This window comes from Rhizobium sp. C1, from assembly GCF_021026335.1.
In the GTDB taxonomy this organism is placed as follows: Bacteria; Pseudomonadota; Alphaproteobacteria; order Rhizobiales; family Rhizobiaceae; genus Ensifer_A.
Map to the genome: position 1 here is coordinate 617,985 of NZ_JAJNCY010000001.1, position 22,120 is coordinate 640,104.

The following is a 22,120-nucleotide window of genomic DNA, read 5'->3' on the forward strand; positions in this document are numbered from 1 at the left end:
TGTCACCCGAGACGGATGCGCACCGGACGGCGGCCGTTCGGGGCGGTCGTGTAGAGGTGGATCTGCGTCCGCGGCTGCGCGCTGCGCCAAGCGCGGGCGCCGTGGCTCAGGAGCATGGACACGAGATCGCGGGTGCGCGCCTTGCCACCGGCACCAGCCAGCCGCATGGCCGCTTCGTGCAGCGGATGCAGCATGTTGCGGAAGGGACGCAGGGCATTGGTTTCGTTGCCCTGGAAGTTTTCGTTCATCGACATGACAGGCCTCGTACGCAGTAAAAATCGAGGGTAAGCCGCGGACTTGCGGGCTCCCGGGTCGTTGATGGTCCGGCGGCGCGGCGGTGGATTGTCGCGACGCGGGAGGTTGTCGGTGCGGCCGTGATGTTGTTTCGCACCCAATTCATCGGTCTACTCCAGGCTTGCCCAGCAGCTGATGCCGCGGCGCTTGAGCGCCTTGCAGGCATTCACTGCCGAATCCTGGCCGCGGAAGCCGCTGAAGCGAGCGCGGTAGACCTTGGCGCCGTCAGACATTGCTGCAACCGTATAGGGGTCGGCGGAACGCAATACCTTGCCGCCTTTGGCCTTTGCCTTGTCGAGAAGACCCTCTGCGAGTTCCTTGCTCGGCGCTGCGCCAACCTGAATGGTCCAGCCCTTGTCCTTGGAAGAGCGCGAGGTGGAGGCTGTGGTCACCTGATCCACACCGTCTTCATCCTCGTCATCCTTGGACTTGGCGACTTCCTTTTCCTTCTCGACCTTTTTCTTTTCGGCCTTGGTTTCGGACTTGATCAGCGTTTCGGCCTTCTGGGCGGCAAACGCCGTCCGGACTTCGGTGCTGTCTTCATCTTCATTCTTCGACTTTTCGAAGGGCGAGGGCTTCCTCGGCGTAACGCGCGGTGCGTCGCCAAAAGCCTGATCGATGCGGTTGATCTCTGCGGCAGGCTCTGCTGCCGGCGCCGGGACTGCGACGGGTGGCAGATCCGAATTGCTGGCCGAGGCGACTTCCACCGGGGTGGAGGCCATGGAGGCTGCAGAACGGACAGGCGCCGGGATTTCGACGGCGCTCGGTGCTGCGGCGGGTGCAGAGCGGGCAATCACATAGTTGCCGCGACCGCTGGAAGAGAGCGGCAGGTAGCGCTTCACAAGCTGGGTGACGCGCGAATCGCGGGCACCGGCCGAACGTTCTCCCAGAACGACAACGACGATGGAATGACCATCGGCCACCGCCGACGTTGCGAGGTTGGAGCCGGCGGCGCGCGTATAGCCCGTCTTGATGCCGTCAACGCCGGCCACGCGGCCGAGCAGATGGTTGTGGTTGCCGATCACCTGCTTGCCGAAGCGGAAGGACCGGACCGAGAAGTAGCTGTAATATTGCGGGAAGTGCTGACGCAGTGCGATGCCGAGGACCGCCTGGTCGCGCGCCGTCGTCACCTGACGGTCGTCAGGCAGACCGTTCGGATTGACGTAGATCGTGTTGCGCATGCCGAGCGAACGAGCCTTCGCCGTCATCATCTTGCCGAAGTTCGGAACGGAACCGCCGAGCGTTTCTGCAAATGCCCAGGCCACGTCGTTGGCCGAGCGGGTGACGAGGGCGAGAATGCCCTGTTCGACCGTAAAGGTGCCGCCGGCGCGGACGCCGAGCTTGGTCGGAGCCTGTCCTGCTGCCGTGGCCGACATGGTGATGGGTGTCGATTTGGTCAGCTTGCCGGAATTCAGCGCTTCGAAGACGAGATAGAGCGTCATCATTTTCGTCAGCGACGCGGGGTAACGCAGGCCGCCTGAATCCTGATTGTACAGCACTTTGCCCGTGTTGGCATCAATGACAATGCCGGCCTGCTTGGCTGCATAGGCGGTGCTGGCGGCAAAAAACGTGCCTGCAATGATCGCGACGACGATCTTCCGGAACAATCCGACGAAGTTGCCGGCTGTAGAACGTTTTTTCTGGGAGTTTTTCAGCATTGCCACTTTTTTACTCTTACGATTGCTCACCTGTTTAGCCGGCGCCATCCCTCCTCGACGCCATTGGGAGGACACTAACCGGATAGCGTTACCAATCGGTTTATGATGAATGGCGCGTTTACGAGTTTGCTCAAATTCTCGGGAAAAAGCGGGCGCGGAACGCACCCAAACGGTGGCGCCGGCGGTGCGGGCCTCCGGTTCGAAAAGTGCGGATTCAATGGGGGCGGATTCAGCTGGCGAGATGGGCGGCGGCGTAAGCGCGTACAGCGTCGTCGAGCCGCTTCCAGTCTTTCAGGAGATTTGCAGAGAATCGGTACTGAACGCTGAGGTCGGACCCGGCGATGACGTCGCGCTGGCAGTCCGCTCCCGTCGATTGGGACGGGGATGCGGGCAGGACGCAGCGCACGGCATAGGGTTCCGCGCCGCCGTTCGGATCGGTCAGCAGAACTTCGTCGCCGTAACCGGACCCCTGACGGAATCGGTGCAGCGACAGGCCAGCCGGGCCCTGTTCGGCCGGGCCGTCGAACAGCCGCGAATAGATCGGGCCCACTCGGCCGGACATGTCGCGGGTCATGATCGACTGGGACATTTGCAGGAATATCAGCGAGGTAGCATCGGAGATGTCGAAGAAGCGGTGGGCGCTTGCGGCATCGTAGCCCTTCATTTCCGGCCATTGCAGAGCGAGATTTATCTGCTCCTGCTTGCCGGAGAATCGCTGCTCGGGAAAGCGGATGACGTTTTGCGGAAGGCTCAGCCGGTCTGGGCCGATCGTGATGTCGACCGGCGCAGTGCTGGCGGAATATTCACCGACGGCGATGCGCTTGCCATACCATTTGCCGGCAAGGCTGAGGCCGACGGTGAGCGAGCCCAGAATGATCGCGCCGATGACTGTCTTGCGCACGAGACCGGCGGAGAGGACCGGCGCCGAATCGATCATGTCCTGTGCCATCTCTGCACGCCCCTTGTTGACGCGCCGGCCCTTTGTCCCGTTGCGGGGCGGGTCTGGTCCGAAAGAACACAGAAAATCGCGGCACGTTTCTTGCTCGCTCAACCCTGTTGGAATAGGGTTAACAAATGATGAATTTCGCCGATCTTGTATTGTGTTTGTTGACCGGATTCGCCGTTCCGCTGGCGCTGTGCGGCTTTGTCGTTCAGGGGGGTGGGCTTTATGCCGCCGCCGAGCGAGGCGCGGGGTCCGAGGGGCGCCTCGGCCGCTTGTTCGTCTTCTGGTCTTCGGCGATGATCTGCGGTCCGGGCCTGTTTGCGACCCGGCTTGTCGAAGGCTGGCGGTCAGGCGAGGAAACGCCGGCCCAGCAGGCGACCGGATGGCTCGCGGCCGGCGGCTGGGCCGCGCTTTACGGCTATGTCGTCCTGAACCTCGTGCGGCTGGCCTTCAACCTTCACTGACGCCGAAAACCCTGAAACTGAAAACGCGGCCCTGTGAGGCCGCGTTTCCCATGCTCGCTGGGGAACGGTTCAGCGAAGCGAACCAACCGCGGTGGTGCGACCGTCGTCGAGCTTCACCCATTTGGCCGAATTGTCGGTGGCCTGGCGCTTGAGGAAGCGATATTCGGTTTCCGACCACAGCATGACCTTGTTGCGCATGTTGTCGAGGACGAAGTCGCCGCGATCGGTGCGCACGGTCAGGACGGCGTGGCCTTCGCCGTTCGGCTGGAGAACCACCGTCATCAGCAGATCGGAATAGGGAACGCCTGCCTCGTGCAGGAGCTTGCGCTTCAGCAGCGCGTAGTCTTCGCAGTCGCCGGCGGTGGTGGGGATCGCCCAGTATTCCTCTACGCCGTAAAGCTCCTGGTCCGTCATCGGCTTGATCGTCGTATTGACGTTGTAGTTGATCCTGAGGATCGTCTTCCAGTTCGTCTCGTCGAGCCGAAAGGCCTGCTGGCCGTCCGTATTCGGCTGGCAGTCGCCAGGATTGCGCTTGCAATATTCGTAATGGCCGATGGGCGGATTGGTCGCGCCCAGGCTCAGCATGTTGGCCGGCAGGGCAAATGCGCTGGCGGTGCCGGAGACGATGAAGGCGAGGGCGGCAAGCGCTATTCTTATTGTTCTTTGCATTGCTATTCTCCCGTGTTGAGAACAGCAATAGCAGCGATATTTTTATATCACGCGAAACTTTCCAGTCTAATTCGGCTCAATACTTATGATAATAAGAATAAAATTTGAATAGAATAAGAATAAATCTTGAGGCGAATTTGATTAAAATTGTTCGTATTTTATGCGTGTATATATCAAGATTTTCCTGTTATGGTGGAATTTCATTGGGGGGTGGCTATGAGAGTTTTGGTTCTCGTGACTGCTATTTTAGGTCTAATCACCGGCCCTGTTTTTGCGGGAGCGCGTGAAAAGCGAAATGCAATGCATCATATCGCAACCGTCTTGGCCATTGCAAAGCTGTGTCCTGCTCTAGAAAGCGACAATATGGCTGGAGCTTTGGTTCTAACCATGCACGGTATCAGGCTGGGCGGACCCGATGGGGAGCTCGTGCGCGCTGATGCACGCCAACAAATCGCTGACCTTGAAAAGGAGGATCGTGATGGCGTTTGCGCCAGCGGAATATTGCTTTACGGGCCGAACGGTTTGAACGTGCCCGGCATGGTGCGCGAAAAGAAATAGCTGCTACGGCTGTCACGCCATAGCACTTCATGTTCCGCTAAAAACGCCAAATGTTATTTTGCAGTACCAGCGCCGAATTAGAGCAACCCGGAGAGCGATTCCCGTGTCTGTAGCGCCGAAAACTCAATCGCAACGCCTTCCTGAAAGTGGCGCACCACGCGGCCGCGCATGTTGCCGAGCTGGACTGCGGTGCCAATGGCGGGACGGACGGAGATTTCGATGGCTGCGCCAGAAAGCGACAGGTCGATGATACGGCAGGGATAGGCGCGGCCGTCGTCGAGGACGATTTCCGAGCGATTGTTGCGGGGCGCGAGGCGTTCGTGGCGGCGATCTTCCGGCAGGCCGAGTTCGTGCTTGTTGGCGATCCAGGTCAGCTGGGCGGCGAGCTTCTCGCGCTTGCGCTCCGTGGCGTTGACCGAAATCACGAATCGTCCCTTCGAGCCGAGGCTCAGGACTTCGCCTTCGATGCGGCCGATATGGTCGATATAGGCGATGATGCGGTCGCCGAGCTGAACATGGGCGTCCGCCTCGATCTGGGCGTCGCCCGGCGACATGTCGACGATCACGCAATCGGTTTCTTCGCGAGATGCGGACAGCATGCGTCCATGCAGGCTGACCGACACGCGCTGGAACATGCGCTGGTCGTTGGCCATGGGCACCCGGCTTTGCGCGATCTGCGTCGTGTCCATCTTTTTCCTGCGAATCTCAAGATTTACCTTGAACAGCATTAGCGCTCGTCCGGTTAACACTTGGTTTTCCCGGATTGAAATTCTGCATCGAGATTTTTGCGGCGGGCGGCTTCTCTTTTGTCGCCGCGATCCGTAATTGAGGGTGTGTGTCATCGGCGGAGTTCAGGACAGTCATGGAAAACGAGCGCGATCATCCGGCCCAGGACATGCGAAACATGGGAGAGGACGCCGCTAAAAGCGGCCCAGAGCCTGACGACCAGCCGCCGCGTGGCCGCGAGCCGCTGTTCAACGTGCCCTTCGCCATCGTCTTGGTGGTGGCGGTGACGCTCGGCATCGAGGCTCTGGTGGAATGGGTGTTCGATGACGCGACGGTGCAGGCGCTTTATTATTACGGCGGCTTCATTCCGGCGCGCTATGACGGCTCGTTGTCCGGCGAAACGGTTTCTGCGCTGATATCTCCCGTGACCTATGCATTTCTCCATGGCGGTTGGGAGCATGTGATCTTCAACGACATCTGGCTCGCCGTTTTCGGAACGCCGGTCGTGCTGCGCATCGGCGGCTTGCGATTTGCGGCCTTCTGGGTGCTCACGTCCGTTGTCGCCGCCTTTGCCTTCTGGCTGGCCAATATCGGGTCCGGGGCGCTTCTGGTCGGGGCCTCGGGTGCAATCTCGGGGCTGACGGGCGCGGCCTGCCGCTTTGTCTGGGCAGGTGACGGAGGGATGCGCGATCCGGCGCTTTCGGCGATCCAGCGCCGGCTTTCCGTCGTCGAAGCACTGAAGAGCCGCGAGGTTCTCCTCTTCATCGCCTTCTGGCTGGTGGCGAATGTCGTTCTCGCGGGCCTTGGCGTCGGTGTGCCCGGTCAGGCTCAGGCCATTGCCTGGCAGGCACATCTCGGTGGCTTTCTGGCGGGTTTTCTTCTGTTTCCGCTGTTTGATCCTGTCGGAAAAGGGCGCGCTTAAAGAACAACTGCGGGAAAAACTTGCATTGAAGCCAAGTCCGTAGCACCATAACCTTGTTGTGAGGCTTGCAGGAGGAGCGCAAGTCTTGCGATCGCGAAAAGCGAATGTGGCATTGGATTTGGGAGAAGCCAATGAACGTCAAGGCAATTCTGAACGAAAAAGGCAGCGATGTCGTCACGATTGGTCCGAAGGCCACCGTTGCCGATGTGGCGAAGGTTCTGCATGAGCGGCGCATCGGTGCCGTGGTCGTGGTGGATGACAGCAGGCGCATCGTCGGCATCATCGCCGAGCGCGATATTGTCGGCGCCATTGCCGATCACGGCGCGTCATGTCTGTCGCGGTCCATCGCTGATGTCATGTGGTCGAATGTCTATCGCTGCACCGAAGACATGACGGTCGACAGTCTCATGCAGCTCATGAGCGCCCGGCGCGCCCGGCATATTCCGGTCGAGCGGGATGGTCGTCTGGTCGGAATCATCTCCATCGGTGACGTCGTCAAGGCACATATCCGCGCGATCGAGAGCGAGGCGGAGCATATCAAGGCCTATATCGCCGGCTGAAACAAACACGTCGTATGAGAATTTCAGAATATGGCTTGGCGGGATGTCGCCAGGCAGCTATAGTTTCATTCGTCAAAGATCGTATACCGACGGTCCGTTGTCCATGTCGTCGTCCTGTTGACCCCGGACGAAGGGACGCCTTCTGGAGGGGTGGGACAATGCTTGTCGGATTGCCATTCCGTGCTTTGTCACGGAATGGCTTTTTTGTTGACTTCATGATGTGCATCCGGTTTACAAACCGGACCCCATGAACACATGAAGAAGCTGATCCGCCATGCTTGACAAAACCTATGATTCCAAAAGCGTAGAGCCGGAAATCGCCAAGAGGTGGGACGCTGCGCAAGCGTTTCGCGCCGGCGCGAATGCGAAGCCGGATGCGGAAAGCTTCACCATTGTCATCCCGCCGCCGAACGTGACCGGTTCGCTGCATATGGGCCACGCGCTCAACAATACGCTGCAGGACATCATGGTTCGTTTCGAGCGCATGCGCGGCAAGGACGTGCTGTGGCAACCGGGCATGGACCATGCGGGCATCGCGACCCAGATGGTTGTCGAACGCAAGCTTGCCGCAGAGAAGCAGCCGGGCCGCCGCGACATGGGCCGCGATGCTTTCATCGAGAAGGTCTGGGAGTGGAAGGCGGAATCGGGCGGGTTGATCTTCAACCAGTTGAAGCGCCTCGGTGCCTCCTGCGACTGGTCGCGTGAGCGCTTCACCATGGACGAGGGGCTGTCCGCCGCCGTTCTCGAAGTCTTCGTCACGCTGTACAAGGAAGGCCTGATCTACAAGGACAAGCGCCTTGTGAACTGGGACCCGAAGCTCTTGACCGCGATCTCCGACCTTGAGGTCGAGCAGGTCGAGGTCAACGGCAATCTCTGGCATCTGCGCTACCCGCTGGAAAAGGGCGTCACCTATCAGCACCCCGTCGCCTTCGATGAAGACGGAAAGGCAACCGAGTGGGAAACGCGTGACTATCTCGTTGTGGCAACGACACGCCCCGAAACCATGCTGGGCGATACCGGCGTTGCGGTTCATCCGGACGATGTGCGCTATCAGGCCATCGTCGGCAAGCATGTCGTGCTGCCGCTGACCGGTCGCCTGATCCCGATCGTCGCCGATGAATATCCGGATCCGGACGCCGGCACCGGTGCGGTCAAGATGACGCCTGCGCACGACTTCAATGACTTCGAGGTCGGCAAGCGCCAGAACCTCAGGATGATCAATGTGCTCTCCATCGACGGCAAGATCGATATCGAGGGCAACGAAGAGTTCCTGGACGGTCTCGCCGATACGGCGGAGCTGAAGAACACCATTGCCTCGCTGCAGGGTCTCGATCGTTTTGCCGCGCGCAAGCTGATCGTCGAGATGCTGGAGGAGCAGGGCCTCGTCGACAAAATCGAGCCGCACAAGCACATGGTGCCGCATGGCGATCGTGGCGGTGTGCCGATCGAACCGCGGCTCACCGAACAGTGGTATGTCGACGCCAAGACGCTCGCCGAGCCCGCGATCGCTTCCGTTCGCGAAGGCCGCACCAAGTTCGTGCCGAAGAACTGGGAAAAGACCTATTACGAGTGGATGGAAAACATCCAGCCGTGGTGCATCTCGCGTCAGCTGTGGTGGGGTCACCAGATCCCGGCCTGGTATGGTCCGGACGGTCAGGTTTTCGTCGAAAAGACCGAGGAAGAGGCGCTGCACGCCGCCATCCAGCACTACATCGCGCATGAAGGCCCCTGGAAGGCCTGGGTCGAGGAGAAGCTTGAGAACTTCCAGCCGGGCGAGATTCTGACCCGCGATGAAGACGTTCTTGATACGTGGTTCTCGTCCGCGCTCTGGCCCTTCTCGACCCTCGGCTGGCCCGAACAGACGCCGGAACTCGACAAGTATTACCAGACGGATGTTCTCGTCACCGGCTTCGATATCATCTTCTTCTGGGTCGCCCGCATGATGATGATGGGCCTGCACTTCATGAAGGACGAGGACGGCAACCCGGTCGAGCCGTTCCACACCGTTTATGTCCATGCGCTGGTGCGCGACAAGAACGGGCAGAAGATGTCGAAGTCCAAGGGCAACGTTATCGATCCGCTCGAACTCATCGACGAATATGGTGCGGATGCGCTGCGCTTCACGCTGGCCATCATGGCGGCGCAAGGGCGCGACGTGAAGCTCGACCCGGCGCGCATTGCCGGCTACCGCAACTTCGGCACCAAGCTCTGGAACGCCACGCGTTTCGCCGAGATGAACGGTGTCGGTGCCGCTGATCCGCATTTCGTCCCGGAAGCGGTTGCGCTGACGGTCAACCGCTGGATCCTGACCGAGTTCTCCCGTGCTGCACGTGAAGTCACGGCAGCGATCACCTCCTACCGCTTCAACGATGCGGCCGGGGCGATCTACAAGTTCGTCTGGAATCAGTTCTGCGACTGGTATCTCGAACTCCTGAAGCCGATCTTCAACGGCGAGGACGAAGGCGCGAAGGCCGAAGCGCAGGCGACGGCTGCCTATGTTCTCGAAGAGACCTACAAGCTCATGCATCCGTTCATGCCCTTCATGACGGAAGAGCTCTGGGCTGTGACGGCACCGGAAGGCGCCCCGCGCGAACAGCTGCTTTGCCATGCCGAATGGCCGACGCCGGACTTCGAGGACGATGCGGCCGCCGACGAAATCAACTGGCTGATCGATCTGGTCTCCGGTATCCGCTCTGCGCGTTCCGAAATGAACGTCCCGCCAGCTGCCACTGCGCCGCTCGTCGTCGTGGGTGCGCATTCGCTGACAGCCGGCCGGCTGGAGCGTCACGATGCAGCGGTGCAGCGTCTGGCGCGCGTCGAGGCGATCTCCTTTGCCGATCACGCGCCGAAGGGCTCGGCACAGATCGTGGTGCGCGAGGCAACCGTTTGCCTGCCGCTCGGTAGTCTGATCGATCTTGTCGCCGAGAAGGGCCGATTGGAAAAGACACTCGCGAAGATCGAGGCGGATATCGCCAAGATTTCGTCAAAACTGTCGAACGAGAAGTTCGTCGAGAATGCCAAGCCGGAGGTCGTCGAGGCCGAACGCGAGAAACTCGCCGAACTGGAGGGTCAGAAGGCGAGCCTTCTTGTCGCGCTTTCGCGGATTGCCGAAGCCGGTTGAGATTTCGGTAAGGTTAATAAAGACTTAACCCGGCGCGATTTTCTGGCGCCGGGTTTGTTTTTTCTGGTGCCTGTGTCGGAAAATGTGACGATTCAGCAACATCTTTCACCGGATCATCTTCGTCGGCCGGCTCCACCTTACAATTTGTCCATTTCCCGCCACAAAGCAGGAGCAGCTTGTTAACAGCAAAGGGCGCTCTGGATTTGACAGGCGCATCAGTACGTTCCGCAAGGTTGGCGGGAGGGGATGATGCGGAGGGCGCGCCTCAAGGACATTATGAACCAGGCCGCATTTTTGAGTTTGATGCCGATGGGCGCGCGACGGGAAGAGGGAAACATTCTTTTCTCATGTGCGCCTGGGATGGGGTTTCGCGTCCGCGTGAAACGGAGTGCCATATCCGGGCGACGAGCGCATGTGCGGGACGGGAGATGCGTGACATCATGGTAAAGACAGCGTTGAGGTTCGCGACGCCGGCCGTGGTCGGGCTGCTCGCTACCTTGTCTATCATGCCCCTCAAGCCGTGCTATGCGTTCGATCCGAATGCGGGCGTCAACAAGGACTCCGGTCCGTTCGATCTCTTCAAGTTCGGCTTCAAGGCTTACAAGGCCGGGCAGAAATCGGAAGCCGTGGAGGCCTATCGCTACGCCGCCGAGAAGGGCCACACCGGGTCGCGCTGGGCGCTGGCCAACATGTATGCCGATGGCGACGGGGTGACCCGTGACGACTTCGAGGCCTTCAAGATGTATAGCGACATTGCGGGCAAGGGCATCGAGCCAGGCTCTGCCGATACCGGCTATTTCATCAACGCGCTGATGGCGCTGGCGCATTATTATCTCAACGGTATTCCCGGCAGCCCGGTCAAGGCCGATCCGGCGGAAGCACGGCAGCTCTATTTCCAGGTCGCTTCCACCTTCGGCGTTTCCGAGGCGCAGTTCCAGCTTGCCAAGATGATCCTGGCGGGCCAGGGCGGCAAGCCGGATGTGCTGGAAGCCATGAAGTGGCTGAACCATGCCCGCAAGAAGGGCCATGTGGGCGCCACCGCGCTTTTCGGCAGCCTGCTTTTCCAGCAGGGCCAGACGGTGCGCGGCCTTGCCTATATGACGGCGGCGCTCGATCACTGTCAGCCTGACGACAAGGTCTGGGTTCAGGACCTGCAGGAGCAGGCCTTTTCTGTCGCCAGCGAAGATCAGCGTCGCAGCGCCACCGAAATGGCGCAGTCAATCGCCTTCGCCTCGGCCAACTGAACGGCTTTCGCTTTTTCAAACGGTAAGGTCCGGCTCTGTCCGGGCCTTTTCGATTCCGGCTGTCGTTGCGGCCTGTCCGCCTGAGGTTCGCGGCCTCAAGCCGCCCGCGAGACCTCGAGAAATGTCCTGTAGCGCCCCGGCAGGGAGGGGTCGATGAAACCCGTGAGATCGATCGCACGCTGCAGGTCGTCTTGCGGGTTGCGCGCGTCTCGATCCATCCACATTCGGACAGCCGCCACGACCTTGGGATCGTACACTTCAGGTGTCTGGACAACGCGGTTCAGGAAACCCTGCAGAAACGATCGCCCGGCATTCTCCGCGATATCGGCCTTGTCTTCGTCCCCGAGTGGGGACACATGGCTGTGCGACAGGATCATCATGTCGAGATAGATGAGCAATTGCCGGTAATGCGCTGCGCTCGCATCGAGGTTCGCCGCAGTGAAGATCGCCTTTACCTGCGCGTCAACCTGTTGACCGGATTCCCATTTCTGGAAATTGTATTTCAGGATCGTGCTGGGGTCATAGGCCAATTTCCCGTAGGAAAACAGCGTGTAGGCCAACGCCCAGTCCGCATTTCCCGGCTTGGTCGGATGCTCGGCGTAGAAGTGTTTCAGGAGGTTCGAGAAAGGAAGGCGTCGAAAGATGCTGTAAAAGGCGGAATTGTCGCCGCCCGAATTCTCGTTATAGCCGAACATTCTTTCGCTTGCCGTATTCTGCTCCAGCGCAAAATCCTTGACGCGCTTGATTTGTCCTTCTGCATTCGTAACCGCAATCAACGGTTTGACCCCGACATAATCCGCCGGCAATGTCGACAGATCCAGGGGCGGCTCATCGGGGCTCTCGTAGATCTCGTCGTCGTCGCCCATGAGCATGACGAAATCGGTTGTTGCCATGTTGATCGCATTCAGAAGATTACCTTGGGCGCTCATGTCGTCCGGCACCGAATAAATGAGGTTAGGCGAGCAGCCGAGCAGGGCCTTCTGCTTCCGTGCGTCGCCGGAATTGTCCGACACGATCAGAAAGCCGCTTCGTTTTTCGACATATTGCAGCGCGCTGTCGAGCGAGCGGAGCGCGGCATCGAACGGTCGATTGCTCGGTATCAGGATGGAGAACATGCTAACCCGCCTTGCTCCAGAAGCACGCCTGTGGTGGCGCTATCTCCTGATTAGCAGGATTCGCGGATGACAAAGACCATCAATATTGCGGGGGGGGGGCAGCGTGCGGCCAAAGTGGGGTGACGCGCAGGCTGTTCGAAAAAGAATGGCACCGCAAACGAGGTCTGCAGTGCCTCCGGGCCGGTCTCAGGCAACCGTCAGCGCCACCGCGATTTCGGCGGCCAGCCTGGCGTTGTTCTCGACGAGCGCAATATTCGTTTTCAGGCTGCGGCCTTCGGTGATGCGGAAGATCGAATCGAGCAGGTAAGGCGTAACAGCCTTGCCCTGGATTTCATCTGATTCCGCATCGGCCAGCGCGCGGCCGATATAGATTTCCATCTCGTCGCGGGGGATTTCGTCGGCTTCCGGCACCGGGTTGGCGATCAGCATGCCGCCATGGATGCCGAACTCGGCGCGCGTCTTCTGGAAATTGGCGATTGCTGCGGCGGTGTTTAGCGACAGCGGGCTCTTGAGGCCCGAGGAGCGCGACCAGAAGGCGGGGAATTCTTCCTGGCCGAAGGTGACGACCGGAACGCCCTTGGTTTCGAGCACTTCCAGCGTCTTCGGCACGTCGAGGATCGCCTTGGCGCCCGCGGAGACCACGATGACGGCGGTGCGGGAAAGTTCTTCCAGGTCGGCGGAGATGTCGAAACTCTGTTCGGCGCCGCGATGGACGCCACCGATGCCGCCGGTTGCGAAGACCGAGATGCCGGCGCGGGCTGCGGCAATCATCGTGGCGGCGACCGTGGTCGCGCCCGTGCGGTGCTCTGCAATCGCAAAGGCGAAGTCGGCGCGCGAGAGCTTCATGGCACCCTGCGTCTGCGCCAGCGTTTCCAGCTGGTCTGCTTCAAGGCCGATATGCAGCGTGCCGTCAATCACGGCGATGGTTGCCGGAACGGCGCCCGCGTCGCGAATGATTCCCTCGACGCTTTTCGCCATTTCGAGATTGCCGGGATAGGGCATGCCATGCGTGATGATGGTCGATTCAAGGGCGACGATGGCGGCGCCGCGCGCCTTGGCCTCTGCGACTTCCTGGCTGAAAACGACGTTCGCGGCCGGGTTGATGTTCGTATTCATGGGTTTCTTCCTTGTTCCTGCCGTTTCAATCCAGCATTTCCGGTTGCGGCACAAGAGCCAGGATTTCGGAAAGCGACTGACGGTTTACATTTTCCGCAACGGCCAGCGGCGACAGCACCGTCAGGCGCGCCAGCGCCGTTGCCTGGCGTATCATATCGGAAACTGTCGCATCGGCCAAAAATGCGTCGATGGCTCCTGCCGCGAAGGCATCGCCGGCGCCGGTGACATCTCCGATCGTCTCGACCGCCGGCGGGGCGAGCTCGACAGCTGCACCGTCCCGCCAAAGGAGCGCGGGCTTCATGCCACGGGTGATCGCGCCGCCCTTCAACCCGCGTTCGGCAAGCCGTTTCGGCCAGTCGTGCGCGTCTGTCTGCGGGCCGGCGAGCGTTGCTGCTTCTGCCTCGTTCATGAACACGAAATCGAGTGCGGGCAGGGCGGGGATCAGGCGCACGATCTTTGCCGGCGAAATGCCGATCGCGGCGATGGGGATGGCGCGGGCGGATGCGTCCGCCGCGAGCATGGCGATCGTCTCGCCGGGCAGATTCGCGTCGCAAAGGATGAAGTCGGCCTGTTCCAGCGTTTCGCGCAGCCAGTTTACCTTCAGCCGACGCGCCGTCATCAGATCGTAAAGCCCCATATCGGCCAGCGCGATCACCAGATTGCCATCGGCCTCGAGGATCGCCGTGTAGCTCGGCGTCTGCCGGTCGAGGAAGGTAAAGCCGTTCAGTGTCACGCCCGTGCGGGCTGCCGCGGCCTCGACAAGCGCCGCACCCGAATCGCCGCCCGCGACGCTGACCATCGTCACATCATGGCCGAGCAGGGCGAGGGCGCGCGCCGCGTTGAAGCCGCCGCCGCCGGCTTCCTCGAACCAGGCGCCCGGATTGGAGGCGCCGGGCCTGGTGTCCCCGAAAATGCGGCCGCGCCGATCGACATGGGCGCCGCCAACCACGACGATTCGTGCGCCGCTCATCGGCCGGTCCTTTCCGAATCAAAGGTTGCCGCCGGGGATGACGCGCTGCTGCCACTCCCTATGAAGCTGTTGAATTCACAGGCGAAACATAATGTGAACATGTGTCAATTTCCTCATCTTTCTCAATTGCTTGAATGGCTCTTGCGAAATGAGAACATATCATGTACAAAATCGGCATCGGCGGCGCTGTTGCCCAGGCTGCTTCAATAACCTAAAGGTGGACCCATGGCACAGAATTCTTTGCGGCTGGTAGAGGACAAATCGGTGGATAAAAGCAAGGCTCTTGAAGCCGCACTTTCACAGATCGAGCGTTCGTTCGGCAAGGGCTCCATCATGAAGCTCGGCTCGAACGAGAACATCATCGAGATCGAAACGGTTTCCACGGGCTCGCTCGGGCTCGACATCGCGCTCGGCGTCGGCGGTTTGCCGAAGGGGCGTATCGTGGAAATCTACGGCCCGGAAAGCTCGGGCAAGACGACGCTGGCGCTTCAGACGATTGCGGAAGCCCAGAAGAAGGGCGGCATCTGCGCCTTCGTCGATGCCGAACACGCGCTCGACCCGGTCTATGCCCGCAAGCTTGGCGTCGATCTGCAGAACCTGCTGATCTCGCAGCCGGACACGGGCGAACAGGCACTGGAAATCACGGATACGCTGGTGCGCTCCGGCGCGATCGACGTGCTTGTCGTCGACTCGGTGGCGGCACTGACGCCGCGCGCCGAAATCGAAGGCGAAATGGGCGACAGCCTGCCGGGCATGCAGGCCCGCCTCATGAGCCAGGCGCTGCGCAAGCTCACCGCCTCGATCTCGCGCTCGAACTGCATGGTCATCTTCATCAACCAGATCCGTATGAAGATCGGCGTCATGTTCGGTTCGCCGGAAACGACGACGGGCGGTAATGCTCTGAAGTTCTATGCTTCGGTCCGTCTCGACATCCGCCGTATCGGTGCTGTCAAGGATCGGGAAGAGGTTGTCGGCAATCAGACGCGCGTCAAGGTCGTCAAGAACAAGATGGCGCCGCCCTTCAAGCAGGTCGAATTCGACATCATGTATGGCGAAGGCGTGTCGAAGACGGGTGAGCTTGTCGACCTGGGCGTCAAGGCCGGTATCGTCGAGAAGTCGGGTGCATGGTTCTCCTATAACAGCCAGCGTCTCGGCCAGGGCCGTGAAAACGCCAAGCAGTGCCTGCGCGACAATCCTGCCCTTGCGAATGAAATCGAGATGGCGCTGCGCCAGAATGCCGGCCTTCTCGCCGACCAGTTGCTCGACAAGGGCGGTCCGGATGGCGACGACGGCGATCTGGCTGCCGACATGTAATTTCAAATCCTTCGGGATGTTCTTCTGAGACCGGCCGCATCCTTAAGCGATGCGGCCGGTTTTCTTTTGCATATTTCCTTGCATGCTCAAGTCTGGACAGTTGCGCAAGCGGGTTATAAAAGCGCTTGTTTCCCCGGCTCTTGCGGGGTTCTGGCCGTGTTCGGTCGAAAAAGAATATTGAAGGGCTCCCATGAGTGGCGTGAATGAAATCCGGTCGTCGTTTCTGAATTACTTCAAGAAGAACGGACATGAAGTCGTGGCCTCGAGCCCGCTCGTGCCGCGCAACGACCCGACACTCATGTTCACCAATGCCGGCATGGTGCAGTTCAAGAACGTGTTCACCGGACTTGAAAGCCGGCCCTATACGACGGCTGCGACCGCGCAGAAATGCGTGCGCGCCGGCGGCAAGCACAATGACCTCGACAATGTCGGCTATACCGCGCGCCATCACACCTTCTTTGAAATGCTCGGCAACTTCTCCTTTGGCGACTATTTCAAGGAGCGCGCCATCGAGCTTGCCTGGAACCTGATCACCAAGGAATTCGGTATCGACAAGAGCCGGCTTCTGGTCACGGTCTACCATACGGACGACGAGGCGCATGGTTTGTGGCAGAAGATCGCCGGCCTTTCCGAGCGCCGCATCATCCGCATTCCGACAAGCGACAATTTCTGGGCCATGGGTGATACCGGCCCCTGCGGGCCGTGCTCGGAAATCTTCTACGATCACGGCGAACATATCTGGGGCGGCCCTCCCGGTTCGCCGGAAGAAGATGGCGACCGTTTCATCGAAATCTGGAACCTGGTCTTCATGCAGTACGAGCAATTGTCGAAGGAGGAGCGCGTGGGACTTCCGCGTCCATCCATCGACACCGGCATGGGCCTCGAGCGCATCGCTGCGCTCCTGCAGGGCAAGCATGACAATTACGATATCGACCTGTTCCGAAACCTGATCGCGGCCTCGGTCGAGGCGACTGGCGTTGCGGCTGAGGGCGAGCATCGTGCCTCGCATCGGGTCATTGCCGACCACCTGCGCTCGTCCGCCTTCCTGATTGCCGATGGAGTGCTGCCGTCGAACGAAGGCCGTGGCTATGTGCTTCGCCGTATCATGCGCCGCGCGATGCGCCATGCTCAGCTGCTCGGCGCGCGCGATCCGCTGATCTACAAGCTGCTGCCGACACTGGTGCGCGAAATGGGTCAGGCCTATCCGGAGCTGGTGCGCGCAGAAGCGCTCATTTCCGAAACGCTGAAGCTCGAAGAAACCCGCTTCCGCAAGACGCTGGAGCGCGGTCTCGGCCTGCTGTCCGACGCCACCTCGACGCTCTCGAAGGGCGATATGCTCGACGGCGAAACGGCCTTCAAGCTCTATGACACCTATGGCTTCCCGCTCGACCTCACGCAGGACGCGCTGCGCGCCCGTGAAATCAATGTCGATCTCGCCGGCTTCACCGACGCGATGGAGCGCCAGAAGGCCGAGGCCCGCAAGAGCTGGGCGGGGTCCGGCGAGGCGCAGACCGAAACGATCTGGTTCGAACTGAAAGAGAAGTTCGGTGCGACAGAGTTCCTCGGCTACGACACCGAGGAAGCCGAGGGCGCCGTCCAGGCGATCGTCAAGGACGGCAAGTCGGTCGACAGCGCCTCGGAAGGCGAGGCGGTGCAGATCATCGTAAACCAGACGCCGTTCTACGGTGAATCCGGCGGCCAGATGGGCGATGCCGGGGTCCTCGTGGCGGGTTCGGCCAAGGTCGAGATCAGCGATGTGCAGAAGAAGGGCGAGGGCCTCTTCGTGCACTATGGCAGCGTCGTTTCGGGCACGATCAAGGTCAACGATGCGGCCCTCCTGACGGTTGATCACGACCGCCGCGGCCAGCTGCGCGCCAACCATTCCGCCACCCATCTTCTTCATGAGGCGCTTCGCGAAGTGCTCGGCACCCACGTCGCCCAGAAGGGCTCGTTGGTTGCGCCCGAGCGCCTGCGTTTCGACGTGTCGCATCCGAAGCCGATGTCGGAGGAAGAGCTGAAGATCGTCGAGGAAATGGCGAACGAAATCGTGCTTCAGAACGCGCCGGTCACGACGCGCCTTATGAGTGTGGACGATGCGATCGCGGAAGGCGCGATGGCGCTGTTTGGCGAGAAGTATGGCGACGAGGTTCGCGTTGTCGGCATGGGGACGGGCGTTCGCGGCGCCAAGGCCGGGAAGCCCTATTCTGTCGAACTCTGTGGGGGTACGCATGTGCGCGCCACAGGCGATATCGGCCTCGTCCATGTTCTCGGCGAGAGCGCGGTCGGTGCCGGCGTTCGCCGCATCGAGGCTCTGACCGGTTCCGCTGCCCGCGATTATCTGGCTGCCCAGGACGAGCGCGTGAAGACGCTGGCCGGTCTGCTCAAGGTCGGGCAGGGCGAGATTGTGGGCCGCGTCGAGTCTCTGATGGACGAGCGCCGCAAGCTGGAGCGTGAACTCGCCGAGGCGCGCCGCCAGCTGGCGCTCGGCGGTTCCGCCGGTGGTGGAGCCCAGGAGGTCCGTGAGGTCAATGGAGTGAAGTATCTCGGCAAGGTCGTGACGGGCGTCGAGCCGAAGGACCTGAAGGGTCTCGCCGACGAAGGCAAGAAGAGCGTCGAGAGCGGCGTTGTCTGCTTCGTGGGCGTGTCGGCCGACGGCAAGGCGAGCGCCGTGGTTGCCGTAACGGAGGATGTCGCCGGCCGCTTCAGCGCCGTCGATCTCGTCCGCATCGCCTCTGCCGCACTTGGCGGCAAGGGCGGCGGCGGCCGTCCCGACATGGCGCAGGCCGGCGGTCCGGATGGGGCGAAGGCCGCGGAGGCAGTCGAGGCCGTAGCTCAGGCACTGGCTGGCTGACGCAACGGAACGAATTTAAATAGCCCGCGAGACCTTCTGGTTTTGCGGGCTTTTTTGTTTTTTCATCCATGAAGATGCAGACCCTATCCCGCCTCCGGACGGTCAGTCGGCCTTCAGCATATCGATGTGCGGAATGCCATCTTCGACATATTCTCCCGAAACCGGCTTGAAGCCGAAGCTGCCGTAGAAGCGTTGCAGATGGCTTTGCGCAGAGAGGAAGACCGGTGCGCCGGGAAAGCGGCTGTGACAGGTCTTCAGCGCCTCCTGCATCAGAGCCCCGCCCAACCGTTCGCCGCGATGGGCGGGCGAGACGACGACGCGGCCGATCTTGGCGGGCACATCGTCATGCGGCGGGAAGATGCGAGCGGCCGCAATGATCTCGCCTCCGCGTTTCAGCATGAGGTGCAGCGCCTGATCGTCCTTGCCGTCAAGCTCGGGATAGGGGCAGTTCTGCTCGACCACGAAGACATCGACGCGCAGTTTCAGGAGCACATAAAGTTCATGGGCGGAAAATCCGCCCATGTCCCTGATCTCGACGCTGTAGGTCGCAGCTGTCATCAGTAAAGTACGACGCCGCGGATGCTCTCGCCCTTGTGCATCAGGTCGAAGCCCTTGTTGATATCTTCGAGCGGCATGGTGTGGGTGATCATCGGGTCGATCTGGATCTTGCCGTCCATATACCAGTCGACGATCTTCGGCACGTCCGTGCGGCCGCGTGCGCCGCCGAAGGCCGTGCCCATCCAGTTGCGGCCGGTGACCAGCTGGAACGGACGCGTCGAAATTTCCTGGCCCGCGCCGGCAACGCCGATGATGACCGACTTGCCCCAGCCGCGATGGGAGGCTTCCAGAGCCTGGCGCATGACCTTGGTGTTGCCCGTGCAGTCGAACGTATAATCCGCGCCGCCGATCAGGTCGCCATGACGCTTCGTCATGTTGACGAGGTAGGGGACGATATCTTCGCCGACTTCCTTCGGGTTGACGAAATGCGTCATGCCGAATTTTTCGCCCCATGCCTTGCGGTCCGGATTGATATCAACGCCGATGATCATGTCGGCACCGGCAAGCCGCAGGCCCTGCAGCACGTTGAGCCCGATGCCGCCGAGGCCGAAGACGATCGCGGTCGAACCGATCTCGACCTTGGCCGTGTTGATGACGGCGCCGATGCCGGTCGTCACGCCGCAGCCGATGTAGCAGACCTTGTCAAAGGGCGCGTCGGGATTGATCTTGGCGAGCGCGATTTCCGGCAGAACGGTGAAATTGGCGAAGGTCGAGCAGCCCATATAGTGGTGGATCTTGTCCTTGCCGATCGAGAAGCGGCTCGTGCCGTCCGGCATCACGCCCTGGCCCTGGGTGGCGCGGATCGAGGTGCAGAGGTTGGTCTTGCGCGAGGTGCAGGAATAGCATTCGCGGCATTCCGGCGTGTAGAGCGGAATGACGTGATCGCCCTTCTTCAGCGAGGTGACGCCCGGACCGACGTCGACGACGATGCCGGCGCCCTCATGGCCGAGAATGGCCGGGAACAGGCCTTCCGGGTCGGCGCCCGACAGGGTGAAATCGTCGGTGTGGCAGATGCCGGTCGCCTTGATTTCAACCAGCACTTCTCCGGCCTTCGGGCCATCGAGCTGGACGGTCATGATCTCGAGCGGTTTTCCTGCCTGAACGGCAACGGCGGCGCGGACATCCATGGGGGCTTCCTTCCGATTCTTCTGATAAATCAAATGTCGAGCCATGTTGTGGCACGGCGCGCGGCACCGGCTCAAGCCCTGCCGCGGCAAAAATCATCCCCGGGCCGCCGCAGCGATTTCGACCGCCATGCGCTCGGCGATCGCGATCGTCGGCGCATTTGTGTTGCCGCTGATGAGGTTCGGCATGATCGAGGCGTCGATGACGCGAAGCCCTTCGACGCCGCGCACCTTGAGGCTTGTATCCACCACGGACATCGGCCCGTTGCCCATGCGGCAGGTGCCGACCGGGTGGTAGATCGTGTCGGCGCGGGCGCGGACATGCGCCATCAGTTCGGCGTCGCTGCCGTCTTTAAGCGGAAACAATTCGCGCTTGAAATGGCGGGCGAGAGACGGCGCGGCGGCAATGGCGCGGACGCGCTTGACACCCTTGAGCATCAGATCGGCGTCCTGCGGATCGGCGAGATAGTTCGGATCGATCAGCGGGGCGGCTGCCGCGTCACGGCTCGCGAGCTTCACTTCACCGCGGCTTTTTGGGCGCAGCACGCAGACATGGATCGAATAGCCATAGCCGGGATGCAGCTTGCGGGCATGATCATCGAGAATGCCGAGCACGAAATGCAATTGCAGGTCCGGCCGGTCGACATCGGGGCTCGATTTGATGAAGGCGCCGCCTTCGGCAAAGGGCGTGGCGAGCATACCGGTTCCGTCGCGCCGCCAGCGCAGGGCTTCCGCAATGATCTTGGCCGTTCCGGCCGCGCCAATGCCAACCGTGTCCTTGATGGTGGTGAAGATGGGCAGAACGTAATCGAGATGGTCCTGCAGGTTCTGGCCGACGCCGGGCAGGTCGTTCAGCACCTCGATGCCGAGCGATTTCAGATGTGCCGCCGGGCCAATCCCTGAGAGCATGAGGAGTTGCGGCGAACCGAAGGCGCCGGAGGAGACGATGACCTCGCGGCGGGCGCGCACGTTCCGCTCTGTGCCTTTCTCCTTGTAGCGGACGCCGGCGGCGCGCTTGCCTTCAAAAAGAATGCGCTGCGCCTGAACGCCGGTGAGAACCTTGAGATTGCGGCGACCCATCGCCGGATGCAGATAGGCCGCAGCGGCCGAGCAGCGCTCGCCATTCTTCGCGCCGCCATGGAACTGTGTCACCTGGTAGAGACCGACGCCTTCCTGTTCGGGGCCGTTGAAATCGTCGTTGCGGCGGATCTGGCATTCCTCTGCCGCGCGGATGAAATCGTCCGCGAGTGAGCGCGGGGTCTGCTGGTCGGACACCTGCAGCGGGCCGTCACCGGAATGAAGCGCGGAGGTGCCGCGCTGGTTGCCTTCCGACTTCAGGAACCAGGGCAGCATGTCGTGCCAGCCCCAGCCGGGGCAGCCGTCGAGCGCCCAGCCGTCATAATCCTCCGGCTGGCCGCGGATATAGAGCATGGCGTTGATGGCGCTGGAGCCACCGAGCGCCTTGCCCCGGGGCTGGTATCCGCGCCGGCCGTTCAGGCCTTTCTGCGGGACCGTCTCGAAAGCCCAGTTGGTGATTTTCGGCTTGCCGGGCAGGGTGGCGATGGTGCCGAAGGGCATGCGAGTGACGAGCCCGCGCCCTTCGCCGCCCGCCTCCAGCAGGCAGACCGTGATGCGCGCATCTTCCGAAAGCCGCGCAGCCAGGACCGATCCGGCAGATCCGCCGCCGACAATGACGTAATCAAATTCCATGAAATATCCTCCGCTCCCGGTAGAAGAAGATGCAAGGAATCCGACGCTTGTCAACGCGGCGAAAGCCCAGCCGGAGCCGCATTCGCAGGTCTGGGGCGGTGCTGCGCGCTTGTGTCGCTGCGGGAGTGGTACGCGGGTAAGTCGCAGGTGACCGTTAACTTTCGCGTGTTATCCTTCATGTTCTCCTCCGCGTTGTATCGAGG

Annotated in this window: 19 protein-coding genes; 8 read left to right on the forward strand and 11 right to left on the reverse strand. The window is 61.2% G+C overall.

All coding sequences use genetic code 11. The features are described from left to right. Window positions 1-2: 2 nt before the first annotated feature. The 3 genes from LQK83_RS03105 to LQK83_RS03115 all read right to left on the reverse strand — a co-directional run bounded on the left by LQK83_RS03105 (window position 3) and on the right by LQK83_RS03115 (window position 2,901). Entirely contained in the window at window positions 3-254 is a 252-nt protein-coding gene (locus LQK83_RS03105) for a hypothetical protein (protein ID WP_230835810.1), read from the reverse strand. Between the two features lie 150 nt (window positions 255-404). Beyond that, window positions 405-1,952 (reverse strand): D-alanyl-D-alanine carboxypeptidase, encoded by a 1,548-nt coding sequence (locus LQK83_RS03110; RefSeq protein ID WP_230836280.1) that lies wholly within the window; start codon window positions 1,950-1,952, stop codon window positions 405-407. Window positions 1,953-2,181: 229 nt separating this feature from the next. After that, entirely contained in the window at window positions 2,182-2,901 is a 720-nt protein-coding gene (locus tag LQK83_RS03115) for a hypothetical protein (RefSeq protein WP_230835811.1), read from the reverse strand. A gap of 125 nt (window positions 2,902-3,026) precedes the next feature. On the opposite strand from LQK83_RS03115, the gene LQK83_RS03120 reads away from it, so the two are divergent. Further along, the gene (locus LQK83_RS03120; RefSeq protein ID WP_230835812.1) at window positions 3,027-3,359 is read left to right on the forward strand and encodes a hypothetical protein; all 333 of its coding nucleotides are present in this window, start codon (window positions 3,027-3,029) and stop codon (window positions 3,357-3,359) included. A gap of 69 nt (window positions 3,360-3,428) precedes the next feature. Here the strand turns inward: LQK83_RS03120 and LQK83_RS03125 are convergent, their stop codons facing one another. Next, window positions 3,429-4,028, reverse strand: coding sequence for a transglutaminase-like cysteine peptidase (locus tag LQK83_RS03125; protein ID WP_230835813.1), 600 nt, complete (start codon window positions 4,026-4,028; stop codon window positions 3,429-3,431). A gap of 216 nt (window positions 4,029-4,244) precedes the next feature. On the opposite strand from LQK83_RS03125, the gene LQK83_RS03130 reads away from it, so the two are divergent. Beyond that, window positions 4,245-4,586 carry a hypothetical protein gene (locus tag LQK83_RS03130; protein ID WP_230835814.1) on the forward strand — a complete coding sequence of 114 codons (342 nt, stop codon included), beginning with the start codon at window positions 4,245-4,247 and terminating at the stop codon, window positions 4,584-4,586. A 77-nt stretch (window positions 4,587-4,663) separates the two neighbouring features. Here LQK83_RS03130 and LQK83_RS03135 read toward each other — a convergent pair whose 3' ends face one another. Next, window positions 4,664-5,275 carry a PilZ domain-containing protein gene (locus tag LQK83_RS03135; RefSeq protein ID WP_230835815.1) on the reverse strand — a complete coding sequence of 204 codons (612 nt, stop codon included), beginning with the start codon at window positions 5,273-5,275 and terminating at the stop codon, window positions 4,664-4,666. Window positions 5,276-5,448: 173 nt separating this feature from the next. On the opposite strand from LQK83_RS03135, the gene LQK83_RS03140 reads away from it, so the two are divergent. The 4 genes from LQK83_RS03140 to exoR all read left to right on the forward strand — a co-directional run bounded on the left by LQK83_RS03140 (window position 5,449) and on the right by exoR (window position 11,159). Then, window positions 5,449-6,234 (forward strand): rhomboid family intramembrane serine protease, encoded by a 786-nt coding sequence (locus tag LQK83_RS03140; protein WP_230835816.1) that lies wholly within the window; start codon window positions 5,449-5,451, stop codon window positions 6,232-6,234. A gap of 131 nt (window positions 6,235-6,365) precedes the next feature. After that, window positions 6,366-6,794, forward strand: coding sequence for a CBS domain-containing protein (locus LQK83_RS03145; protein ID WP_230835817.1), 429 nt, complete (start codon window positions 6,366-6,368; stop codon window positions 6,792-6,794). A gap of 274 nt (window positions 6,795-7,068) precedes the next feature. Next, on the forward strand, window positions 7,069-9,915 hold the full coding sequence (locus LQK83_RS03150) for a valine--tRNA ligase (RefSeq protein WP_230835818.1): 2,847 nt from the start codon (window positions 7,069-7,071) through the stop codon (window positions 9,913-9,915). A 440-nt stretch (window positions 9,916-10,355) separates the two neighbouring features. Next, complete coding sequence (gene exoR, locus LQK83_RS03155; protein WP_330166259.1) at window positions 10,356-11,159, forward strand: exopolysaccharide production regulator ExoR; 804 nt, start codon at window positions 10,356-10,358, stop codon at window positions 11,157-11,159. A 95-nt stretch (window positions 11,160-11,254) separates the two neighbouring features. On the opposite strand, the gene LQK83_RS03160 is transcribed toward exoR, so the two are convergent. The 3 genes from LQK83_RS03160 to LQK83_RS03170 all read right to left on the reverse strand — a co-directional run bounded on the left by LQK83_RS03160 (window position 11,255) and on the right by LQK83_RS03170 (window position 14,360). Next, window positions 11,255-12,274, reverse strand: coding sequence for a hypothetical protein (locus LQK83_RS03160; protein ID WP_230835819.1), 1,020 nt, complete (start codon window positions 12,272-12,274; stop codon window positions 11,255-11,257). 186 nt (window positions 12,275-12,460) lie between these two features. Then, window positions 12,461-13,390, reverse strand: coding sequence for a pseudouridine-5'-phosphate glycosidase (locus LQK83_RS03165; protein WP_230835820.1), 930 nt, complete (start codon window positions 13,388-13,390; stop codon window positions 12,461-12,463). A 25-nt stretch (window positions 13,391-13,415) separates the two neighbouring features. Beyond that, window positions 13,416-14,360 (reverse strand): carbohydrate kinase family protein, encoded by a 945-nt coding sequence (locus tag LQK83_RS03170; protein WP_230835821.1) that lies wholly within the window; start codon window positions 14,358-14,360, stop codon window positions 13,416-13,418. 225 nt (window positions 14,361-14,585) lie between these two features. On the opposite strand from LQK83_RS03170, the gene recA reads away from it, so the two are divergent. Together recA and alaS are read left to right on the forward strand one after the other, a co-directional pair. Further along, complete coding sequence (recA, locus tag LQK83_RS03175; protein ID WP_230835822.1) at window positions 14,586-15,674, forward strand: recombinase RecA; 1,089 nt, start codon at window positions 14,586-14,588, stop codon at window positions 15,672-15,674. A 190-nt stretch (window positions 15,675-15,864) separates the two neighbouring features. Further along, window positions 15,865-18,525, forward strand: coding sequence for an alanine--tRNA ligase (gene alaS / locus LQK83_RS03180; protein ID WP_230835823.1), 2,661 nt, complete (start codon window positions 15,865-15,867; stop codon window positions 18,523-18,525). A gap of 102 nt (window positions 18,526-18,627) precedes the next feature. On the opposite strand, the gene LQK83_RS03185 is transcribed toward alaS, so the two are convergent. The 3 genes from LQK83_RS03185 to LQK83_RS03195 all read right to left on the reverse strand — a co-directional run bounded on the left by LQK83_RS03185 (window position 18,628) and on the right by LQK83_RS03195 (window position 21,917). Next, window positions 18,628-19,083, reverse strand: a complete 456-nt coding sequence (locus LQK83_RS03185) for a GNAT family N-acetyltransferase (protein WP_230835824.1) — start codon at window positions 19,081-19,083, stop codon at window positions 18,628-18,630. Continuing rightward, window positions 19,083-20,210, reverse strand: coding sequence for an S-(hydroxymethyl)glutathione dehydrogenase/class III alcohol dehydrogenase (locus LQK83_RS03190; RefSeq protein WP_230835825.1), 1,128 nt, complete (start codon window positions 20,208-20,210; stop codon window positions 19,083-19,085). Before LQK83_RS03190 ends, LQK83_RS03185 begins: the two co-directional genes overlap by 1 nt. Window positions 20,211-20,303: 93 nt before the next feature. After that, window positions 20,304-21,917: a GMC family oxidoreductase gene (locus LQK83_RS03195; RefSeq protein ID WP_230835826.1), complete on the reverse strand. Its 1,614-nt coding sequence runs from the start codon at window positions 21,915-21,917 to the stop codon at window positions 20,304-20,306. Window positions 21,918-22,120: the final 203 nt, after the last annotated feature.